15 protein-coding genes are annotated in these 20,577 nt (G+C 27.9%); 7 read left to right on the forward strand and 8 right to left on the reverse strand.

What is annotated here, in order from left to right:
* Positions 1-11: 11 nt before the first annotated feature.
* Positions 12-1,115 carry a Re/Si-specific NAD(P)(+) transhydrogenase subunit alpha gene (locus ABY863_RS02345; RefSeq protein WP_372792654.1) on the reverse strand — a complete coding sequence of 368 codons (1,104 nt, stop codon included), beginning with the start codon at positions 1,113-1,115 and terminating at the stop codon, positions 12-14.
* Positions 1,116-1,628: 513 nt separating this feature from the next.
* Between ABY863_RS02345 and ABY863_RS02350 the strand changes: the two genes are divergently transcribed.
* Positions 1,629-2,390 (forward strand): MBL fold metallo-hydrolase, encoded by a 762-nt coding sequence (locus tag ABY863_RS02350; protein ID WP_372792683.1) that lies wholly within the window; start codon positions 1,629-1,631, stop codon positions 2,388-2,390.
* 7 nt (positions 2,391-2,397) lie between these two features.
* Here ABY863_RS02350 and ABY863_RS02355 read toward each other — a convergent pair whose 3' ends face one another.
* From ABY863_RS02355 to ABY863_RS02385, 7 genes are all read right to left on the reverse strand, one after another.
* Positions 2,398-3,414: a magnesium and cobalt transport protein CorA gene (locus tag ABY863_RS02355; RefSeq protein WP_372792655.1), complete on the reverse strand. Its 1,017-nt coding sequence runs from the start codon at positions 3,412-3,414 to the stop codon at positions 2,398-2,400.
* Between the two features lie 278 nt (positions 3,415-3,692).
* Positions 3,693-4,277, reverse strand: a complete 585-nt coding sequence (locus ABY863_RS02360; protein WP_372792656.1) for a DUF502 domain-containing protein — start codon at positions 4,275-4,277, stop codon at positions 3,693-3,695.
* Positions 4,278-4,302: 25 nt separating this feature from the next.
* Complete coding sequence (locus ABY863_RS02365) at positions 4,303-5,823, reverse strand: GNAT family N-acetyltransferase (protein ID WP_372792657.1); 1,521 nt, start codon at positions 5,821-5,823, stop codon at positions 4,303-4,305.
* A gap of 180 nt (positions 5,824-6,003) precedes the next feature.
* Positions 6,004-7,275 carry a D-alanyl-D-alanine carboxypeptidase gene (locus ABY863_RS02370; RefSeq protein WP_372792658.1) on the reverse strand — a complete coding sequence of 424 codons (1,272 nt, stop codon included), beginning with the start codon at positions 7,273-7,275 and terminating at the stop codon, positions 6,004-6,006.
* Between the two features lie 131 nt (positions 7,276-7,406).
* Entirely contained in the window at positions 7,407-7,598 is a 192-nt protein-coding gene (locus ABY863_RS02375; protein ID WP_291801079.1) for a cold-shock protein, read from the reverse strand.
* 93 nt (positions 7,599-7,691) lie between these two features.
* Complete coding sequence (glgP, locus tag ABY863_RS02380) at positions 7,692-9,332, reverse strand: alpha-glucan family phosphorylase (protein WP_372792659.1); 1,641 nt, start codon at positions 9,330-9,332, stop codon at positions 7,692-7,694.
* Positions 9,333-9,696: 364 nt separating this feature from the next.
* On the reverse strand, positions 9,697-10,458 hold the full coding sequence (locus tag ABY863_RS02385; protein WP_372792660.1) for a hypothetical protein: 762 nt from the start codon (positions 10,456-10,458) through the stop codon (positions 9,697-9,699).
* Between the two features lie 984 nt (positions 10,459-11,442).
* Here ABY863_RS02385 and ABY863_RS02390 point away from each other — a divergent pair.
* The 6 genes from ABY863_RS02390 to ABY863_RS02415 are packed head-to-tail and all read left to right on the forward strand — an operon-like array spanning position 11,443 to position 20,413.
* Entirely contained in the window at positions 11,443-13,770 is a 2,328-nt protein-coding gene (locus ABY863_RS02390) for a PAS domain S-box protein (RefSeq protein WP_372792661.1), read from the forward strand.
* Positions 13,763-14,134, forward strand: coding sequence for a response regulator transcription factor (locus tag ABY863_RS02395; RefSeq protein WP_372792662.1), 372 nt, complete (start codon positions 13,763-13,765; stop codon positions 14,132-14,134). The genes ABY863_RS02390 and ABY863_RS02395 overlap by 8 nt, the downstream gene beginning before the upstream one ends.
* Positions 14,135-14,161: 27 nt before the next feature.
* Positions 14,162-15,265 carry a hypothetical protein gene (locus tag ABY863_RS02400; RefSeq protein ID WP_372792663.1) on the forward strand — a complete coding sequence of 368 codons (1,104 nt, stop codon included), beginning with the start codon at positions 14,162-14,164 and terminating at the stop codon, positions 15,263-15,265.
* A 2-nt stretch (positions 15,266-15,267) separates the two neighbouring features.
* Positions 15,268-16,710, forward strand: coding sequence for a glycosyltransferase (locus ABY863_RS02405; protein ID WP_372792664.1), 1,443 nt, complete (start codon positions 15,268-15,270; stop codon positions 16,708-16,710).
* A gap of 9 nt (positions 16,711-16,719) precedes the next feature.
* Entirely contained in the window at positions 16,720-19,146 is a 2,427-nt protein-coding gene (locus tag ABY863_RS02410) for a sulfatase-like hydrolase/transferase (RefSeq protein ID WP_372792665.1), read from the forward strand.
* 1 nt (position 19,147) lies between these two features.
* Positions 19,148-20,413: a YaiO family outer membrane beta-barrel protein gene (locus tag ABY863_RS02415; protein ID WP_372792666.1), complete on the forward strand. Its 1,266-nt coding sequence runs from the start codon at positions 19,148-19,150 to the stop codon at positions 20,411-20,413.
* Positions 20,414-20,577: the final 164 nt, after the last annotated feature.

A 20,577-nucleotide genomic window follows, 5' to 3' on the forward strand; every position in this document is an offset into this window, starting at 1 on the left:
TTTATTCAGGTTTAGTTTTTTCTAATTTTTCCTTCGTGTACAATTAAAGTACCATCAGTTATTTCTTCTTCTAATTCCCATTTAAATGCGTTATTCTCATCGGTTAAATGCATTAAAAAATTATACATATTCTTAGCGTATAATTCACTTGCATTTGTAGAAACGCTTTCAGGAGCCATGGTAGTTCCAATAATTTTTACACCGTGTTTAATTACAGTTTCACCCATTTTACTTAATTCACAGTTCCCACCTTGTAAGGCAGCTAAATCAATAATAATAGCACCGTTTTTCATTTGTTTTACTTGCTCTTCAGTAATTAATACAGGCGCTTTTCGTCCTGGTACCATGGCAGTTGTAATTACTAAATCGGCATCAAATAGCGATTTATTAACCGCCTCTTTTTGTCTTTGAGCATAATCTTCAGAAGCTTCTTTGGCGTAACCACCTTCAGATTCTTCACCCGTATTATCAACCATAATAAATTTTGCCCCAAGTGATTCAGCTTGTTCTTTGGTTTCCATTCTAATATCAGTAGCCATTACAACAGCTCCTAAACGTTTTGCAGTTGCAATTGCTTGTAAACCAGCAACTCCAATACCGTAAATTAATACTTTTGAAGGGATAATAGTTCCTGCTGCTGTCATCATTAACGGGAAAATTTTAGTCATTTCATTCGCTCCAACAATAACTGCTTTATAACCAGCTAAGTTACTTTGAGAACTAAGAACATCCATATCCTGAGCTCTTGAAATTCGAGGCATTGCATCCATTGAAAAAGCAGTAACTCCTTTTGCAGCTATAGCTTCAATAAGAGCCGGATTTGATAAATAATATAATTGACTCATTAAAATTTGTCCTTTTTCAACTAATTTTAAGTCTTCTTCATCAAAAGGATTTATTTTTATAAGGATATTTGATTCCTTAAAAATGGCTTCTCTTTTTTTAACAATGGCGCCAACAAATTCATAATCTGAATTTTTAAATGATGAAGAGGTTCCCGCATCTTCTTCAACTGAAACTTCAAAACCTTTAGCGATGAGTAGTTTGGCTATATTTGGTGAAATTGAAACTCGTTTTTCACCTTTTTGGGTTTCTTTCAATATCCCTATTTTCATATATCTATGGTTTTATTATGTATAAAATTAAATAAATTATTATTTCATTCTAATTTTAGAGTACTTAAAAAACAGTTTTTTAGCTATTTCTAAATATACTCATATCAAAATTTTAAAGGAAAATACCCAAAAAAAATGCAATTCAAATGTTATTTAAAAAGCAATTTACAATAGGTGAATATTTCTTCAAGATTTTTAAAAATAATTATGTAAATATAAGTATTAATTCAAGGTTAATAGTTGATTTCAGTCACATTTTTAAGTAACTACTTTTTTTTGTTAAAATTTTAGGATTTAGATAATTATAGATGTGAAATTTTTTAATAAATCTATTTTTAAAATCTTAGTTATGTCTGAATATAAAACAAGTCAAAGTTATATTACCCTACCAATACATAAAAAAGAACTCTTTGAGTGCAATTATTAAAAACTTCATATCAAAAACTAATGGTGCCCAAGGGTTAATTTATAAATTATTTGTTATACTTGTACTCTATCAAATATTAAATGAATATTAAAATTACTTTTTTAGGAACAGGAACTTCTCAAGGAATTCCAGTAATTGCTAGTAATCATCCAGTATGTTTGTCTAATGATAAGAGAGACAATAGATTAAGGGTTTCTGTTTTAATTGAGTGGGATAGTTTTGCATATGTAATTGATTGTGGTCCGGACTTTAGATATCAAATGCTAAGAGCCCATGTTTCAAAAATAAATGGTGTTTTATTTACGCATGAGCATGCGGATCATACGGCTGGTTTAGATGATTTACGTCCGTTTAGTTTTAAGTTAGGAGCTGTACCAATTTATGCTCATAAGAGAGTTTTAAACTATTTGGCAACGAGATTTGATTATATTTTTAATGAGACTAACAAATATCCTGGAGCCCCAAGTATTCAACAAAATGAAATTAAAAATGAATCTTTTGTTATTGGAAATTTAGAGGTTATCCCTGTTGAAGTTGAGCATGGTAAACTTGCTGTTTTCGGGTTTAGATTTCAAAATATAGCTTATTTAACCGATGTTAAAACTATAACTGAAGTTGAAAAAATGAAACTTAAAAATTTGGATGTTTTAATTGTAAATGCGATAAGAATTAAACCTCATCATTCTCATTTAAATTTAGAAGAAGCCCTTATTTTAATTGAAGAGTTAAAACCAAAAAAAGCGTATTTAACACATATAAGTCAATATTTAGGATTTCATGCAGAAGTAGAAAAAACGTTACCTGAAAATGTATCTTTAGCTTATGATCAATTGGTAATTGAAGTATAATTTAATATCAATCAAACCATTTCTTTTTTTTGATATAATATAAATTAACCAATGAGATTAAAACCATAATTCCTATTAGTATATAGTATCCATAATCACTATTTAGTTCAGGAATATTTTTAAAATTCATACCATAAATTCCAGCTAAAAAAGTTAGTGGAATAAAGATAACCGAAATAATGGTTAATGTTTTCATTACTTCATTTAATCTATGATTTTGAATATTAAAAATTAAGTTGATGCTACTTTCAAATTGTTGTAAGTTAAAATCAATATCATCAATCATAAAACTTGCTTGCTCTTTTAATTCACTAAAGTAGTGGGTTTCAAAATTTTCTAGTTCTAGTTTCTCAATTCGGCTTAGTGCTTCTTTTAAACTGCTGATTGATTTCTTTAGAATAAATAAATTTTTCTTATTGTTTTCAATAATTATTGCAAATTCGGGGCTAGGTTTTACTTGTGATAAATCTTTATGATTTAAACTTTTTTCAAGTAATTTTTCATAGGCATTAAAGTAATTATCAATAATCGATTCAATAATACGATAGAGCAGATAATCAGCTTTTTTTCTTCTAATAATTCCTTTATTATCTCTAATTCGTTCTCTAATATGCTCAAAATAGTCCCCTTTTTTTCCTTGTAGACTCCAAACATAATTTGAAGAAGCAATAAACATCATTTGTTCAAATTGAAAAGATGAATTTATATAATGTAGTGTTTTAAATGTTAAAAAGATGCAATCGTCTAATTCAATCACTTTATTTCTATGGTCATCATCAATAATTAAATTCATTAGAAATTCATCAAAATTATTTTGTTGAATTATTTTTCGTGTGAAATCTTGATGTTTAAGTCCATAAACATTTAGCCATTGAATAGAATTTTCTTTGTTTTTAAGCACAACTTCCTCAATAGAATTAAAAGTTTTCCTAGTAAAATCATTTAAGGAATATTCAATAATAGAAGAGTTTTTTAAAAAATCTTCCATTTTTTTTTCTTCTGTGAGGTTATGTGAAGCTGTCATTTTTTTATTATTTTAAAAAATTATCATCTGCTTAAATATACAAATTTTATTCTTTTAAAGCCCATTCAACTCCATTTCCTCAATGAATTTTTTGATTTTTAAATGTTGAACAAGTGACATCTTTATCTAAAATAAGTAATGGAATTTAGGTGTAACCTAATATAACTCCTGAAGCACATGTAGTTTCCAATTGTTTTTGCTTAATCATTTTTTATTTCTGCAAAATCTACTGATATCATAATACGTTTACTGTATTGTTATTTAGAAAGGGAATAGCCTTAATCTTTAGGTTTTTCCCAACTAGTTAAACCTGCTGAAACTACAAATTTCATAACATCACTTGAATTGACATTTAGAGGTTTTATGTTTTCTAAAGGCACAATAAATAATTCCCCAGAAAAATTATACGAATGTGGGAAATAAACAGCTACTTTATCTTTAATTCCTAAGACTTCTAAATTTTCTTCAGTAATAAAGCCAAGTTTTTCTAAATCAGAATTTAAATTTACTTTTACTAAAACCGGTTTGTTAAATTTTCTTTCTTTGCCTACAAATGCAGAAAATAAATCGTTAAAGGCTGAATACACAAAATTTAAAAGCGGTACACTTTCAATAATTTTTTTAAAAACTAATTTTAAAGGATCGGCAATGATTGTTCTTCCAATATAACCTACAAAAATTAAGAATATTAATAAAGTTAATATACCTAACCCAGGTATTTTAAATCCAAAAAATTTGATTAATTGTTCTTGTAATAAGCCATCCATAAACATAAAAACCGCATATATTATATATGCAGTTATTCCTAAAGGTGCTATATATAATACTCCTTGTATTAGGTAATTAGCGAGTTTTTTTATCATAATTATTTATGGCTTAATTTTATAGTTACTTTCTAATAACATCATATAAATCTTTTCGTCGGTCTTTTAAATTTCTAACAGCACCAAACTGATTTAGTTGTCTTAGTAAATCAATATCAACATCAGCAATTAAAATCATTTCTGTATTTGGAGTAGCTTCAGCTTTGATTCCATTTGCAGGAAAAGCAAAATCACAAGGCGTAAATACCATAGATTGTGCATATTGAATATCCATATTATGCACCTTTGGTAAATTGCCAACACTACCTGCAATAGCAACATAACATTCATTTTCAATAGCTCTTGCCTGAGAACAATTTCTCACTCTTGAAAAACCATTTTGTGTATCAGTTAAGAAGGGTACAAATAAAATATCCATTCCTTCTTCTGCTAGTATTCTACTTAATTCAGGAAATTCAGAATCATAACAAATAAGAATACCTATTTTACCACAATCTGTATCAAAACATTTTAATTCTCTCCCTTTTTGTAGTCCCCAAATTTTAACTTCATCGGGTGTTACATGTAATTTTTCGTAACGATCAACGGTTCCATCTCTTCTGCATAAATACCCAACATTGTATAGGTTACCATCTACCATCTCAGGCATACTACCTGATATAATATTAATATTATAAGAAATTGATAACTCGGAAAATTTTTTAACGATTTCTTCTGTGTGTTCAGCTAATTTTCTAATAGCTTCAGCTTCAGATAAATGATTGTCTTTAGCCATCAATGGAGCATTGAAAAATTCAGGAAAGAGTGCGAAATCTGAACGATATCCAGAAACTGCATCTACAAAATACTCTACTTGATGCATAAGTTCATCCAAATCTTTATATGGGCGCATTTGCCACTGAATTAAACCTAAGCGAACCACTTTTTTTATAACGGAAGCTGTTTTAGATTTTTTCTCAAAATAAATATTATCCCATTCTAAAAGAACTGCATAGCCGTTTGATTCATCGTCACCTTCTAAATAATTTTTAAGTACTCTTGTAGGGTGAAAATCATTAGAAACTTGAAAATTCAGTACAGGGTCGTGTATTTCTTTATCTCTAACTTTTGTAATATATTCTTTGGGTGTTAATTTATCTGAATACTTGTAATAATTTGGTATTCTTCCACCAAAAGCTACACCTCTTAGGTTTAAACGTTCACATAATTCTTTTCTATAGTCATACATTCTTCGTCCAAGGCGTAAACCTCTATATTCAGGCTTAATAAAAACATCAATACCATAAAGAACATCACCATCAGGTGTATGTGTACTAAAAGTATAATTACCAGTTATTTCCTTATACGAGTGGTGATCATCAAAACTATTATAATCAAGAATAAGCGATAAAGCACAACCTGCTATTTGATTGTTAATTTTTATAATTACTTGTCCTTCAGGAAATTTATTGATAAGAGTCTCTATTTGTTTTTCTTTCCAATAGGAGCCAGGCATATTAGTGTAGGATTCAATCATTGCTTTTTTAAGTTCTTGATAATCTTCAATTTTTAAAAAAGCTAATTCTATATTTTCAATTTCTTCCATTTTGTTTTTGTTTAGGAGCTTTCAGCTTCCATTTTTTTAGTTATGCAAATATACAAAATATGTAATTTGGAAATTAAATTATCTTTTTGCATTATTTAATTCCATTAGGGGTTACATTTTAATGAATTCAATTTCTATGATACTGCTAAACGATATAGATAATACCATTAATGGGCTCATTTAAAAATGATTGTAAATTGTTTTTAAAGTTTTTTCAATATCACTTTTAATTGTTGAAGTAGATTTTTGATAGTGGTTGTTCATATAACTAAAAATAAGGAAGGTGCCTTTTTGGGTGATTAAGTAGCCACTTAAATTATAATTATTAGATAGTGAGCCTGTTTTAGCAAACACATATGGTTTTTCATTTCCGTACCATTTTTTTAAGGTACCCGATTCACCTCCAGCAGGGAAATAATTCAATAATTTTGAGAAAGGTATTTCAAGATACATTTTATCCAATAAAAAAACAAAATCATTTGGTGAAAATAAATTATACCTAGATAGGCCAGAGCCATCTACCCAACGTGGTTTTTGAGGTAAATCTTGTAGGTAATTAGTTAAAGAATAATCTATTGCAGCTTTTACTGAATAGGATTTGGCAACTTCTTTTCCAACTTGAAGCAACAATTGTTCTGCTATAAAATTATCGCTAACAACAAGCATTTGTTTATACAGTTCATCATAACTAATACTTTTTAAAATTTTAAAATCATATTTTTTAGTAGTTGGAATGACTTTAATAGTTTTTTGAATTTGCTCACCTAATAATTCAGCTACAAGTTTATTGGAAGTTATAAATGGAACTTCATTTTCTTTTTTATGACCATTTTGAATATAAAAAATATTTTTTGTAAGCTCTCTAGAAAAGGAAGTTGAGTTTGAAATTGTAATGTTCTGATTAAAATAGTAGGGAGTTGATGTAACTAGACTGTCTTTAATTGAAAATTTTACAATATTTCCATAAATGGGAAATAGACTTTTCTCGGGCATATAATAATCCTGATAATCATCCCAAGCCCATCCACTTCCGTAAGGCATATCATCAATACTTTCATCTAATAAGTAAATACTGTCAGTTTCATTTTTTAAAAAATCAATAATTTTAGTGCTGTAAAAACCATAAAGTAATGATGGATCTGCAGTTCCTTTAATGAGTAATGAATCTTTTGCTTTGTAATATTCTATACCCACAACAGAATCTTGAAGTGTTTTATAGGCTGTATAAAAAGTGAATAATTTTGTATTTGAAGCAGGTGTAAAAAACTTTTTACCATTGTAATTTATAATTTCTTTTTTTGTTTTTGGATTGTAGAGTACAAAACCTTTAAAGAAAGAAGATTCTTTGTTACTATGTTTTAGGCTACTTTTAATTTTATGAGTTGTTCCACAGGAAGTTAGAAAAACCACATTTAATATTAAATACAATAATTTAAATCTGTACTTCAGCATGCTTTGATGAATTATAATTCAAAAATGAAGGTAAATTTAGCGAAAATAATAAGAAATGAATATGTATAAAATAAAAAAAGCCTATCAAAATTTGATAGGCTTCTACATTGAAAAAAGGTAATAAGTATATATTAAATTACTTTTACATTTACTGCGTTTAAGCCTTTTTTACCTTCTGTTAATTCGAATTCAACTTCATCACCTTCACGGATTTCATCGATTAAACCAGAAATGTGTACAAAATGTTCTTTGTTTGAACCTTCTTCGCTGATAAATCCAAATCCTTTTGTTTCGTTGAAGAATTTTACTGTTCCTTTACTCATTATATTGATATTAAAAATTATATTAGCTGCAAATATACTCTTTTTTATTATTAATACATAATATTTAATAATTTATTTTTTAACTTTATAAAATTATGAATATAACTCTTTATAATATTGGTTAGCCATTCTTTTGCTTGTAAATTCTGGAATCACATCATCTATACTTTTAAAGACAATTTGTTGCCATTTTTTCTGATTGTCGTAATAGGTTGGTAAAACTTCATTTTCTAAAATATCAAATAAGTTTGAACAATCTTCTTCATCTTGTTCCCAAACTGGTCGTTTGTGATCTAACTCAGGTAATACAAAACAATTTTCTCCATTTTTTTGAAATTCTGGAATCCAACCATCATTTATTGAAAGGTTTACAGAACCATTAAATGCTGCAGTCATACCGCTAGTTCCTGATGCTTCACGCGTAATTCTTGGAGTATTTAACCAAATATCAGATCCGCATTTCAATTTTTTTGATAAATCAATTTCATAACCAACTAACACTGCTAAATTTTTAGAATTTTTAGAGTAGTTGACTAAATGATTAAAAATATCAATAGCATAGTAATCTTTTGGATACGGTTTACCTGCCCAAATAATTTGAACTGGATATTTTTCATTAGAAAGTAATTTTTCAAATCGTTCTAAATCATATAATAACATATCTGCTCTTTTGTAACCAGCAAAGCGTCTTGCCCAAACAATTGTAATTACATTTGGATCAAATATTTTTTCTGTTTGATTTAAAACTACATCAAAAAGTTCAGATTTAAGTACAGATTTTCTTTCCTTAAAAGCTTTAGCATTTTTCTTTTGCCAAGCTTTTTTTATTTCTGTATCCTGCCAAAAATTTTGATTTTGTGCATTTGTGATTGGGATTATTTCAGAAATGCCATCAAAACCTTTCCACATATCATTTGAAACTACCGCATGTAATTTAGATACCGCATTAGATTTGTTAGCCATACGTAGTGCAGAGACAGTATAATTAATCATACCATTATTTACCATTTCATTTCTTAATTCTTCTTCAGAAAGTGTTCTTCCAAAGAAACCACAACGATTTAAGTGACGAGCATCTCTTTCTTCATTTCCTGCTTTTTCTGGTGTATGAGTTGTAAAAGCAAGCTGTTCTTTTTTAATACCTTGATCTCTTAAATAATAAAATGCTGGCAATGCATGACCTTCATTTAAATGATATTTATCGGCGCCGCCTAAAGCTTCTACAATTTTTGCACCACCAATACCTAAAATAATACTTTGTGAAACACGCGTTAATTCATTGGAATCATATAAATGGTTGGTTATTGTTCTTGATAAATGATCATTGCCCTCAACATCAGTGCTCAATAAATACATTGGTACACAGCCAAATATTTCAGGTTTTAGAATATAAGCTCTTACTTTTACTCCTGGATTGTCATGTAAAGGAACTTCAACCTCAATACCTGTATCTTCTAAGAAATTATATGTTTTTTCAATAAAATCGGCTCTTAATGTTTGGTCTTCATTTCTAGCTTGATCATAATAGCCATATTTCCAGAGCATTCCAATACCAATCATATTTTGTTTCAACTCAAAAGCTGACCTCATATGTGAACCAGCCAAAAATCCTAAACCTCCAGAGTAAATTTTTAAAGCTTGATGAATTCCAAATTCCATACTGAAATAAGCAACTTTTTTATTGTACTCTTTTGCAATTTTATAGGGGTGATGCCATTTACTATATTCACTCATTTTTTATAAATTTTACATAAGTTGCAAATATAAAAATAACTCAGAATTAAAAGTGTTAGTAATTAACCTATTTATGTCTAATACTGTTAAAATCATAACATTTTAATAAGTTTTTTAATGAGTTTATTTTTTACTTCAGATTAATATATGGAGAGTTTAGTGGATTGACTACCTAGTAAATTTGCAAATATTTTTCTGAAGTCTCTATTTCAATAATGACTCTTATTTTTTTTATAAATGGTTTTACTCGTTTGCGAATTCGTATACTGTAAATGCTTTTCAATTTAACATAAAACAAGCGATTTAGTACTTCTAAATCGCTTGTTTTTAAATTTGTGATATAATTCAGAATTGAACTGTAGCCTTAGAGGTTAGAATTTTGGATATAATTTTTTAAAAGATTTTTAACTATTTCAATATCTTTTTCTTTGTTTCGAATAATGCTCATTTGATTATCATATTCAAAGGCATAGTAATTAATCTCAATGAGGTTGATGTTTTTTCTTTTAAGTACATCTCTTCTTCTTTGGTCGTATATTTTTCGTTGTTCATCTCTTGAAACTCGGCTAATTGTTTTTACTTCAATTTTGTCAAGATGAGTAGCTTCTTCAGGGCGTTGTTTTTCGCGATATTCAATTACCAGATTTAAATTTTCGTAATAACTATCTACAGGAAGTTTAGTTCTACTTTTTTTATCTTTATGAAAATCACCTAAAAGGAAGGGAAATCTATGTTGGCGAGAAGCAGTATTATCCAATAATTCATCACATAAATTTAATATATAATGTTCATCGCTGTTTGCTCTTTTGCTAATGCCAAGTTGTTTTTTTGATACCGCAGTTGTTTCCACTTTAGGTATATATTTAGCACCTTTTCTTACTAAATACCAATAGGTGTTTTTTTCTATTCGTTCTGCATGTACAAAAGGTATTTTATTCAGTGTATTTTCTTCATCTAATTTTCTTAAAATTTTTCTGAATGGTAAACCTTTTTTTATGTCTTTTGTAAAAATACCTGCATTTATTAATGCGGGCATTAAATCTTTAGCAGAAATGAAATCTTCTTTATTTGTGTTAAAATATTCGGCTATTACTTCATTTATTTGCGCTATGTTATCGCTACTCATATTTGTCTTGTGTTACATGTTAATAATTCTTGCATTAAATTTTGTGCTGATAAAATAGCAAGTAATCTTCCTTTTTTTATACCTCCGGATATTACCATACAATGGTGAAATTCTTTTTATTTTTCAGTTTCTGTATTTTTAAAAGTGATACTATACAAACCATGATTCATTAAATTAGTATAGCCAGTTTATACTTTGGTAGTTTAGAAAGGTTTTTAAATTTATAAATTGTGCAAAGATATGCAATTCAATTAGTTTAGGAATAAAAAAATGGTTTAGTGTACATTAAGTCGGTAATTTATAATCTTAATTAATTTTCTGTACTCAATAACTTAATGCAACATATATAAATTTATAGATTTGTTTTTACGATATGAAAAATGAATAGCCGACTTACCCATAAAGCAAGGGTGTAAATTGAGACGCATTTTAAACTAAAATAAGTCAAAAGCTTTGAAATTAGATATTAAGTAACCCTTGATAAATAGGGAATTTCCATAGGATGTGTTAAAAAAGGATAAACGTTAGAATTATTAAGAAAAGCCACTGGAATTGGAATCCCAGTAAAAAGACAACAAGCAATTTTCAATTGCTTTGAGTAAGCTGAGACATAGAAGATAAAAGAGAATTTTAGGGATTAGAGTAGCAAACACTTATTTATAATTCCTCATTCTAATTTATAAATTCAATTCTTTGTTTTATTTCATTAAAAAGGTTAAATTGTAAAAAGTGATTTGAATTAAAGATGCGAATGTTAAATGAAAAAAAAGGCAATAAAAAATAGTTAAAAAATAATTAGTGCTAACCATTTTTAAATTTATTACGATATACTATACTAAACTAATATTGTGATGATAATTGTCATTGTATATTTAAGTGTAAATGTTTATTTTAGGATTTACTTAAAACCCCTCATAAAAAATCAAATATTGTTTCATGTTTTTTTGTTGGATTACTTTAAGTTTTAATTAAAAGTTATGTTTTGTGAAGAATATAGATGATGAAATATTGAAATTTTCAGAATTATTATTAAATGGAATAAATTTAATAGTGATTTCTTGTGATAAAAAAGGAAATGTAAATTATGTTTCAAGTGCAACTGAGAAAATTACAGGGTATAGCATTAATAATTTAATAGGTGAACTTTGGTGGAAAAACACCTTTTTTTCAAAAGAAGAAGGTTTAATTTATAAAGAGAAAGTATATAATATACTCTCAGGAAAGACCAGCGTAAACTCCAAACCGTATGAAAGAAAGTTAAAATGTAAAGATGGTAGTTTTAAATGGATTGAATGGCGAGATTCACTTGCTGAAAACAATATATTTGTTTCTGTAGGTGTTGATATTTCAGATTGGAAAAAAACAGAGGAAATAAAAATCCAATCAGATACTATTATTAATAGTGTTGATTCTATGATTATTGTAAATGACATGGATGGAAATGTTATTTTTGTATCGCCTTCTGTTGAAAAAATGCTTGGGTATACCGTTGAAGAAATTTCTGGGGATAAATGGTGGGAAGTTACGTATGATGATCCTCATCAGGCTGATAAAGTAAAAAAAGCGATAAGTAACTATGTGTTTTTTTATACAAAAGATTTTACAGACATTTCAAAACGCCAGATTAAAACAAAGAGTGGAGACTATAAATGGATAGAATGGCAATTGTCTAAAGGGGTAAATGGTACATATATTTCTATTGGTACAGACATTACAAATAGAATTACAGAACAAATAGAATTAAAAAAAGCTAAAGAAACAGCAGAAAAGTCATTAAAAGTTAAAGATGAGTTTTTGGCAAATATGAGCCATGAAATTAGAACTCCACTAAATGCAGTTGTAGGTTTTACAGATTTATTGTTAGAAACAGAACTTAGTGTAGAGCAAAGAGAACATTTAGAAACCATGAAAAACTCTGGTGAAATCTTAAACTCTCTAATAAACAATGTGTTGGATCTTGCAAAATTAGATTCAAATAAACTGGAAATCGAAAATATTTCATTTAATCTTCATAAAAATATTTACGAGATAGTGAAATTAATGAGATTAAGAGCAGATGAAAAAGGCATTTCATTATATTTAATTATTGACCCAAATACACCCACGCAAGTTTTTGGAGACCCAACTAGGCTTAGTCAAATTTTGTTAAATTTAATTGGGAATGCCATTAAATTTACAAATGAAGGCTCAGTTACAGTAACAGTAAAACAAGTAGAAGAGTATTCAATAAAATCTAAAATTCATTTTGAAATATTAGATACAGGTATTGGAATAGTGTCAAATAAAATAAATACAGTTTTTGGTGCTTTTACCCAGGCAAAAAGCGATACATCTCGAATATATGGAGGTACTGGTTTAGGATTGGCTATTGTAAAAAAATTGGTAAAACTTTTAAATGGTGATATCAGTGTTAAAAGTGAGTTTGGACAAGGAAGTGTTTTTGATTTAAATCTATCATTTAAAAAAGATAAAACAATTATTTCTTCAGCAGAAATAGAAAATAGAACACCTAAAGAAGTTCAACTAGGGTTGAAAATTTTATTAGTTGAGGATAATAAAACAAATCAGATATTAGCAAAAACAAGATTAGAAAGATGGGGTTGTACTGTTGCTATAGCAAATAATGGAATTGAAGGTGTTAAAAAGGTTCAGTATAACATGTATGATATTATTTTAATGGATATTCAAATGCCAATAATGGATGGTTATGAGGCTGCAAAAATCATTAAAAATGATCTTTCTAAAAAAACTTCTCAAATTCCAATAATAGCAATGACTGCTTATACTTCAAAAAATGATATTCAGAGAGCGTTAGATGTTGGTATGAATGATTATATTTTTAAACCATTTAAAACAAACGATTTATTTTCATTATTAGTGAAGTATAGTGGGTCTAAAAACAATATCATTGAAAATGAGGTGAAAATTGTTGAAGAAAAAAAAGAACTATTGAATGAAGAAAAATATACGGATCTCAAATATTTAAAAGAAGAATCACTAAATGAAAGTGCCATATTAAAATTATTGATAGAGCAATTTTTAAATGATTTAGATGATTTTTTAACTGTTTTAAATTTAGGATTGGAAGATAAAAACTGGGATTTATTACATGAAGCAACTCATAAAATAAAGCCAAGCGTAAGTATGTTTGGAATTTCAAAACTAGACCCTATTATACATGAATTAACCAATAGGTTTCGCAACAAAGTTAAATTAGATGAAATAGACGACCTCATAAAATGTTGTATAGAAATTATAAGTTGTGTTAAGGTTGAATTGCAAACCGAACTAAAATTAATAATAAATGAGTAGCAAGAAAAAAATAGTATTGGCTGAAGACAACTCAACTCTTTCTTTATTATTGAAATTTAGATTAGAAAAAGAAGGGTATGAGATATTAATAGCTGAAGACGGAAAAAAAGCCATTGAATTAATTGAGGCACATAGTCCACATTTAATTTTGTCAGATATAATGATGCCTTACATTAGTGGATTAGAAGTTATAAGTCACGTTAGAAATAAATTAAAAATGCAAATTCCTATCATTGTTTTTTCAGCTGCAGGGCAAGAAGAAATGGTATTAAAAGCTTTTAATTTAGGTGCAAACGATTTTATGGGGAAGCCTTTTAGTCCTAATGAATTAGTAATTCGAGTAAAAAGATTACTGAGTTTTTAATTTTTTTTTGATACTGTAAGATATTATATGATTGATTTACAATACTATACTGAGTATTTTTGGGAATTACCAATACTTATTAAAGTTGTTTGGTTAATTAGCGGTGTTTTATTTGTAGTTATTTTAGCACTTATAGCTTATTTAAAATTTTTAAGAAGTCATTTAAGGGAAAATGAAAAAACATTAAAGAAATATCAAAAGGAATATGAAGAAAATTTAATTAATTATTTATATGCTGGCGATAATGAAAATGAAATTAGTGAAGCGCAAAGAGTTCTTATTAATAAAATGAAAATTTGTGTTGCAGATAAGTTTAAACGGAAGATTCTTATTTCTGTAATGTCTAAATTAATAAATGATATTTCAGGAGAAATGGCTCACTCAATTCAAAAATTTTATTTTGAAACAGGACTTGTAAATTATGCATTATATAAATTAAAGGGGCGAAAATGGGATGTTATAGCTTCTGGAATTAAAGAACTTACTCAATTTGAAGTGAAAGAAGCTCATAATGAAATAATTAAATATGTGAAGCATCCTAACTTAGAAGTTAGAAATGAAGCGCAACTATATTTAGTTAGTTTGTTTCAGTTTAAAGGATTAGTATTTTTAGATAAGTTAAAAACATCTTTGTCAGAATGGGCTCAAATTCAATTATTGGAAATTCTTCAAAAATTTGATAATCAGGAAATACCAAATATTAGGCCTTGGTTGCAATCAAAAAATAATTCGGTAGTGCAATTTTCTTTAAAACTAGTTAAAATTTATAATCAGTTTGATGTAAGAGATATATTATTAGAATTGTTATCTCATGAAAATAAAGAAATAAGAGTAGATACAATACAAGTATTAAATTACTTTCAGGATACTGAATGTAAACATTTTTTAAAAACAAAATTTAACACTAGCAGTGAAGAAGAACAAATTGAATTTTTTAGGTTGTTAGAAATAACGGCAGATACTGATGATGAAGTTTTTATTTTGGAAAATGTTGCTCATACTAATTTTAAAATAAAATTAGCTGCATTAAAAATTTTAAAAGCTATAAACTTAGAAATATTTAATGAAGTAAAATTAGAAACAACAGATTTACAGGTTGTTGAGATTGTTAAATTTATTGAAGCCAATTAGTTATGGATAGCAGTACTGTAAGAATAATTCTACTTATAATACATTTTTTGTTTTTAATATATGCTTTTACGGTTGTAGTTTCTTATATATTTTTAGCAGTTATTTCAGCAATTGAAACCAGTGAATATTTAAAAAGAAATAGTTTTGTAAATTATAGTGAAATACTTTCTTCAACAGTTTCTCCATCTATTTCAATTATTGCACCAGCTTATAATGAAAGTTTAAATATTATTGAAAATGTTCGGTCTTTATTATCAAGTCATTATGTAAATTACGATGTAATTATTGTAAATGATGGAAGTAAAGACGATAGCTTAGAAAAATTAATTGAGGCATATGATTTAATTGAAATAAATTATCTTATTAATAATCAGGTAAAAACAAAACCACTACGTAGAGGCGTTTTTAAATCTACAAACCCAGCATTCGAAAAATTAATTGTAGTTGATAAACAAAACGGTGGAAAAGCCGATGCACTAAATTGTGGTTTAAATATAAGTAAAAGTGATTATGTTGCCTGTATAGATGTAGATTGTTTATTATTAGAAGATGCACTTCAAAAAATGATTAAGCCATTTTTGGAAGTAACAGATATAAAAGTAATTGCTTCTGGAGGAGTTATTAGAATTGCCAATTCTTGTATTATAAAAGAAGGTAAATTGATGGATGTTAATTTGCCTAGTAAATTTATTGAGATTGCTCAAATTCTAGAGTATTTAAGATCATTTTTATTAGGCAGAATGGCTTGGAGCAGGTTAAATGGCTTGTTGGTAATTTCTGGAGCTTTTGGTGTTTTTGATAAAAAAATAGCATTGGAAGTTGGCGGATATAATACTAATACCGTTGGTGAAGATATGGAGATTATTGTAAGAATGAGACGGTATATGGAAGAAAAAGAAGAGAAATATAAAGTAGCATACATTCCCGATCCTCTTTGTTGGACAGAAGCTCCTGATAACTATAAAATTTTAATTTCTCAACGGAATAGATGGACCAGAGGAACTATTGAGGTGCTTAAACTACATCGTAAAATTGGCTTTAACCCTAAATATAAACTATTAGGAATGCTAAGTTATCCGTATTGGTTTTTTTATGAAAGATTAGCGCCCATTATTGAAGTAATTGGGATTCTTTATTTTTTAATTTTAATTGCGCTTCAAAATGTGAAATGGGATTATGCATTTGCCTTTTTTTTAATGGCTTATTTATTTTCAGTTACATTTACTATTATCGCTATTTTTTCTGAAGAGCTTTCTTTTCATCAATATAAAAAAAAGGGTACAGGATTTAGATTGATATTAGTAACACTGCTTGAGCCTTTTTTATTGCATCCTTTTATTCTGTATGCTGCAATTAGAGGTAATATAGATTACTACTTTAACAAAAAGTTGAAATGGGGAGAAATGACAAGAAAAGGGTTGTCTAAGACCGAAACTAATAAATAATTTAAATTTATGAAAATAAAGTACTCAGCGAAACAATTAATAAATTACGCTTTCCTTATTACATCGTTAATTATTACTTTTTGGGTTATAAGTTTGTTTGACGTTTTTATGACAATTTCAAAAGGTATTAAAGTACCTAATATTGGAATTGTTACTTTTTATAAATTGTTAAATGATTTTTGGACAAGTATTATAATTGGTATTTTTCTATTCCCTTTAAATTGGATTTTAACTGTATTATTTAAAAAATTTGGCCATTTAATTATTCAAATTTTATTAGGAATATTGGTGTTAATCCAATTTGCATTGGTAAAATACAGTGCAACAACATTATTAAATTTAGGTGCCGACTTGTTAGGGTATTCTTTTAATGACATTACACTTACAGTATCCTCGTCAGAATCTTTGTCAGTTCTTTATTTTGTTCCTTTTGTTATTGTGATATCAATCTTTTTTGGACTAAATAAATTTTTTATAAAGTATGTTTCTAGACAATCTTTAATAGCTAGTTTATTTATTTCTGTATTGATTTTTGGAGGGCTTAAATTGGTGTTGTCTCAATCTTCAGAAAACGTTTATCGAAATAAATTAAATTATTTAGTTTCGGATATTTTAAAATTTAAGTATGAACAATACGAACTAAACTCATACAATTTATCTAATACAAGTAATTATCCCCTTTTAAAATCTTTTTCTGAAACTAAAGATGTATTGGCACCCTTTTTTAATATGAAAGAAGAAAAACCGAATATCGTATTTATTATTGTTGAAGGTTTAGGTGCTGAATTTGTTGGTAAAAATGCATATAGCGGATTTACACCTTTTTTAGATTCTTTAATTCCCCAATCATTGTATTTTGAGAATTTTGTAAGTACAGCTGGAAGAACTTTTGGTGTTTTACCATCTTTATTAGGATCTCTTCCTTATGGTGAAAATGGATTTATGGAATTGCAAAAAATACCTTCACACATATCACTAATAAGCGTTTTAAAAGCAAATGGGTATACTACTTCATTTTATACAGGTGATCCATCAAGTTTTGATAGAAAAATAAATTTTTTAGAGTATAATAACATTGATGTTATTATTGATGAAGATAAGTTTGGGCCAGATTTTGAAAAAACACAAGTTAATTCTGGAGGTTTCTCATGGGGTTATCCTGATGCTGAAATTTTCAAAAAAGTAGCATCTGTTTTGAACCCTGAAAAACAGCCAAGGTTAGATATTATTATGACTTTAACAAACCATGAACCTTTTAATTTTCCTTCAAAAGAGATTTATAAAATTAAAGTAGATAGTATTTTAAATGCAAAAAATAGCTCAAATGATTTTATAGAAGAAGTAAAATCTTATGAAAATATTTTTGCCAGCATTTTATACACAGATACAGCCATAAAAAGTTTTCTAAATAATTACAAAGAACGACCTGAATTTGCCAATACAATTTTTGTGATAACAGGAGATCACAGATTAATACCAATCAATCAAAAAGATAAGTTGTGTAGGTTTCATGTGCCGTTTTTTATTTACAGTCCTTTATTAAAAGAACCAAAAAAAATCAAATCTGTTTCTTCTCATTTAGATGTAACACCAAGTTTACTTTCATTTTTAATGAATAATTATAAGTTTAATAAATTAGACCAAACAGCTTGGATGAGCCAAGGTTTAGACACCGCTCAACAGTTTAGAAATATTCATAAAATACCACTAATGAGGTATAAAGGAAGTATCAATGATTATATTTACAAAGAATATTTATTTTCTGATGGTGAATTATATAAAATAAATGAAAATTTTGGAATCAATAAGGTTATAGAAAAAGAACTTTCTAAACATATCGCAGATTCTTTAATGGAATTTAAAAAATTGAATCGCTATACCATTCAAAATAATAGGATTTTTCCTGATTCACTAAATATTTACAGGAATTTGGTTATTGAATTTTCAGAAGAAGAACTAGCGATACTTAAAGACCTAACACGTAATTTAACTTTTGACCAATGTTTTAATTTGGCAAGAGAAACTGCTTCTAATAAAGATTATAAAAAAGCACGATTGTTGTGTGATTACATTATAAATGAGCTGCCTAACCATGCCGATGCCAGAACGCTTAAAGGAAGAACTTTAGCTTGGGAAGGTAAGTATAAAGTAGCTGAAGTTGAATTGTTAAGCGTGGTTAAAAGAGCACCTTTTTATTATGATAGTTATTTGGCATTGTTAGATTTGTATTGGTGGTCTAATCAAGATGAAAAATCTATCGAAATTGCACAAAAAGCATTTAACAATGAATTGAAAGATGGTAATATAAGCTTTAAGTTAGCCAAAGCTTATATGCGGATGGATAACAATTTGAAATCTGAGCAAATAATGGATAGCTTGGTGAAAATATATCCGGAAGACCAAGATTATATAACCTTTAAACAATCCTTAAAATAGCATGTTAAAGTCTGTATTTAAATTAACTTCAATAGCAATTATGCTAATAAGTAGCACCCTTTTTTCTCAGCAAAAAAGTTTTAATGGCGATCCTGATCTTGCTTTTGAAACCGCACGAAAAATGGCTTTTGATGGGCAACGAAGACAAGCTCAAGATACTTTATTGTTACTTTTAACAAAGTACCCAGATTATCTTGATATTCGCGATTTTTTAGCAAGTACTTATGCTTGGGATGGAAATTATGTAAGTGCAAGAAAAGAATTTAAGTATGTTTTGCAAAAAGATTCAGAGAGGCAAACAACTTGGGTGGCCGCTATAAATAATGAGTTATGGGCTGAAGTTCCTTTTTCTGCATTAAAAATGTCAAATGAAGCATTAACTTATTTTCCAAATAATGAAGAGCTTATGCTATTAAAAGCTAGAGCTGAAGCAAATTCTAAAAACCCAAAAGAAGCATTAATTACAGTAGATGCTCTTTTAGTAAGCAACCCAAACAACCAAAAAGCTATTGAATATAAAGAGAGTTTAACGCAAAAATTAAGATTTAATTCAATTGGAATTAATTATAATATAGATTTGTATTCGGAAGTCTTTGACCCCATGCAGTATTATACTTTAAATTATAGTAGGGCAACTAAATTTGGAAGTATTACTGCTAAAGTAAATTTTAACAGAAGATTTCAGGATAATGGTTTTCAATTTGAAATGGATATGTATCCACGAATAATGAAAGGTTTATATGCTTATCTAAATGTAGGATTTTCAGATTCATATCTTTTTCCAAAATCTAGATTTGGAGCAGAATTATACAAATCATTACCTCATAGTTTTGAAGCTTCTTTAGGTATTAGAACTTTAAAACATAGTTCAACTACAAATATTTTTACTGGCTCAGTAGGTTGGTATACAGGGAACAGTTATTTTTCTTTGAGACCCTATGTTACACCAGGAGATGCTGGTTCTAGTATTTCAGGAACACTCACCTATAGGTTGTACCGAAGCGATGCCGATAATTATTTTGAAATTTCAGCAGGAATGGGGTACTCGCCTGATGAGTACGAGCAGTTTTATGAGGGGGCTATTGAAAATAAAAAAGTAAATTTTGAATCTCAAAAAATGAAGTTCGGGTATTATTTTACATCAAAAGACAGTAAAAATGCTTGGGGGACTCAGGCTGGAATTACACATCAAGAAATTACTTTTGATCAAGGGAAGTTCTTTTGGATTTATTCACTAGGGGTAACTTATAAACTAAAATTTAAATAATGAATAGTTGATGTAACTCCATCAATGTATGTTGGCTAATTTTAATAATTTAAAGTTTTTAAAGCATGCTTTATAAAATCATATAGATTATTCCTCTTTTTTGGTGATGATTTAAATATGTGTGTTCGGATAAATTTCTTCACGAAAACTAAAAAGGACTTAAA

Source organism: Lutibacter sp., assembly GCF_041562875.1.
Taxonomy (GTDB): Bacteria; Bacteroidota; Bacteroidia; order Flavobacteriales; family Flavobacteriaceae; genus Lutibacter.

Coding starts and splice junctions, on each gene's coding strand:
- ABY863_RS02345 (WP_372792654.1), bottom strand. CDS start 1,115: ATGAAAATAGGGATATTGAAAGAAACCCAAAAAGGTGAAAAACGAGTT.
- ABY863_RS02355 (WP_372792655.1), bottom strand. CDS start 3,414: ATGACAGCTTCACATAACCTCACAGAAGAAAAAAAAATGGAAGATTTT.
- ABY863_RS02360 (WP_372792656.1), bottom strand. CDS start 4,277: ATGATAAAAAAACTCGCTAATTACCTAATACAAGGAGTATTATATATA.
- ABY863_RS02365 (WP_372792657.1), bottom strand. CDS start 5,823: ATGGAAGAAATTGAAAATATAGAATTAGCTTTTTTAAAAATTGAAGAT.
- ABY863_RS02370 (WP_372792658.1), bottom strand. CDS start 7,275: ATGCTGAAGTACAGATTTAAATTATTGTATTTAATATTAAATGTGGTT.
- ABY863_RS02375 (WP_291801079.1), bottom strand. CDS start 7,598: ATGAGTAAAGGAACAGTAAAATTCTTCAACGAAACAAAAGGATTTGGA.
- glgP (WP_372792659.1), bottom strand. CDS start 9,332: ATGAGTGAATATAGTAAATGGCATCACCCCTATAAAATTGCAAAAGAG.
- ABY863_RS02385 (WP_372792660.1), bottom strand. CDS start 10,458: ATGAGTAGCGATAACATAGCGCAAATAAATGAAGTAATAGCCGAATAT.
- ABY863_RS02395 (WP_372792662.1), top strand. CDS start 13,763: ATGAGTAGCAAGAAAAAAATAGTATTGGCTGAAGACAACTCAACTCTT.
- ABY863_RS02400 (WP_372792663.1), top strand. CDS start 14,162: ATGATTGATTTACAATACTATACTGAGTATTTTTGGGAATTACCAATA.
- ABY863_RS02405 (WP_372792664.1), top strand. CDS start 15,268: ATGGATAGCAGTACTGTAAGAATAATTCTACTTATAATACATTTTTTG.
- ABY863_RS02410 (WP_372792665.1), top strand. CDS start 16,720: ATGAAAATAAAGTACTCAGCGAAACAATTAATAAATTACGCTTTCCTT.
- ABY863_RS02415 (WP_372792666.1), top strand. CDS start 19,148: ATGTTAAAGTCTGTATTTAAATTAACTTCAATAGCAATTATGCTAATA.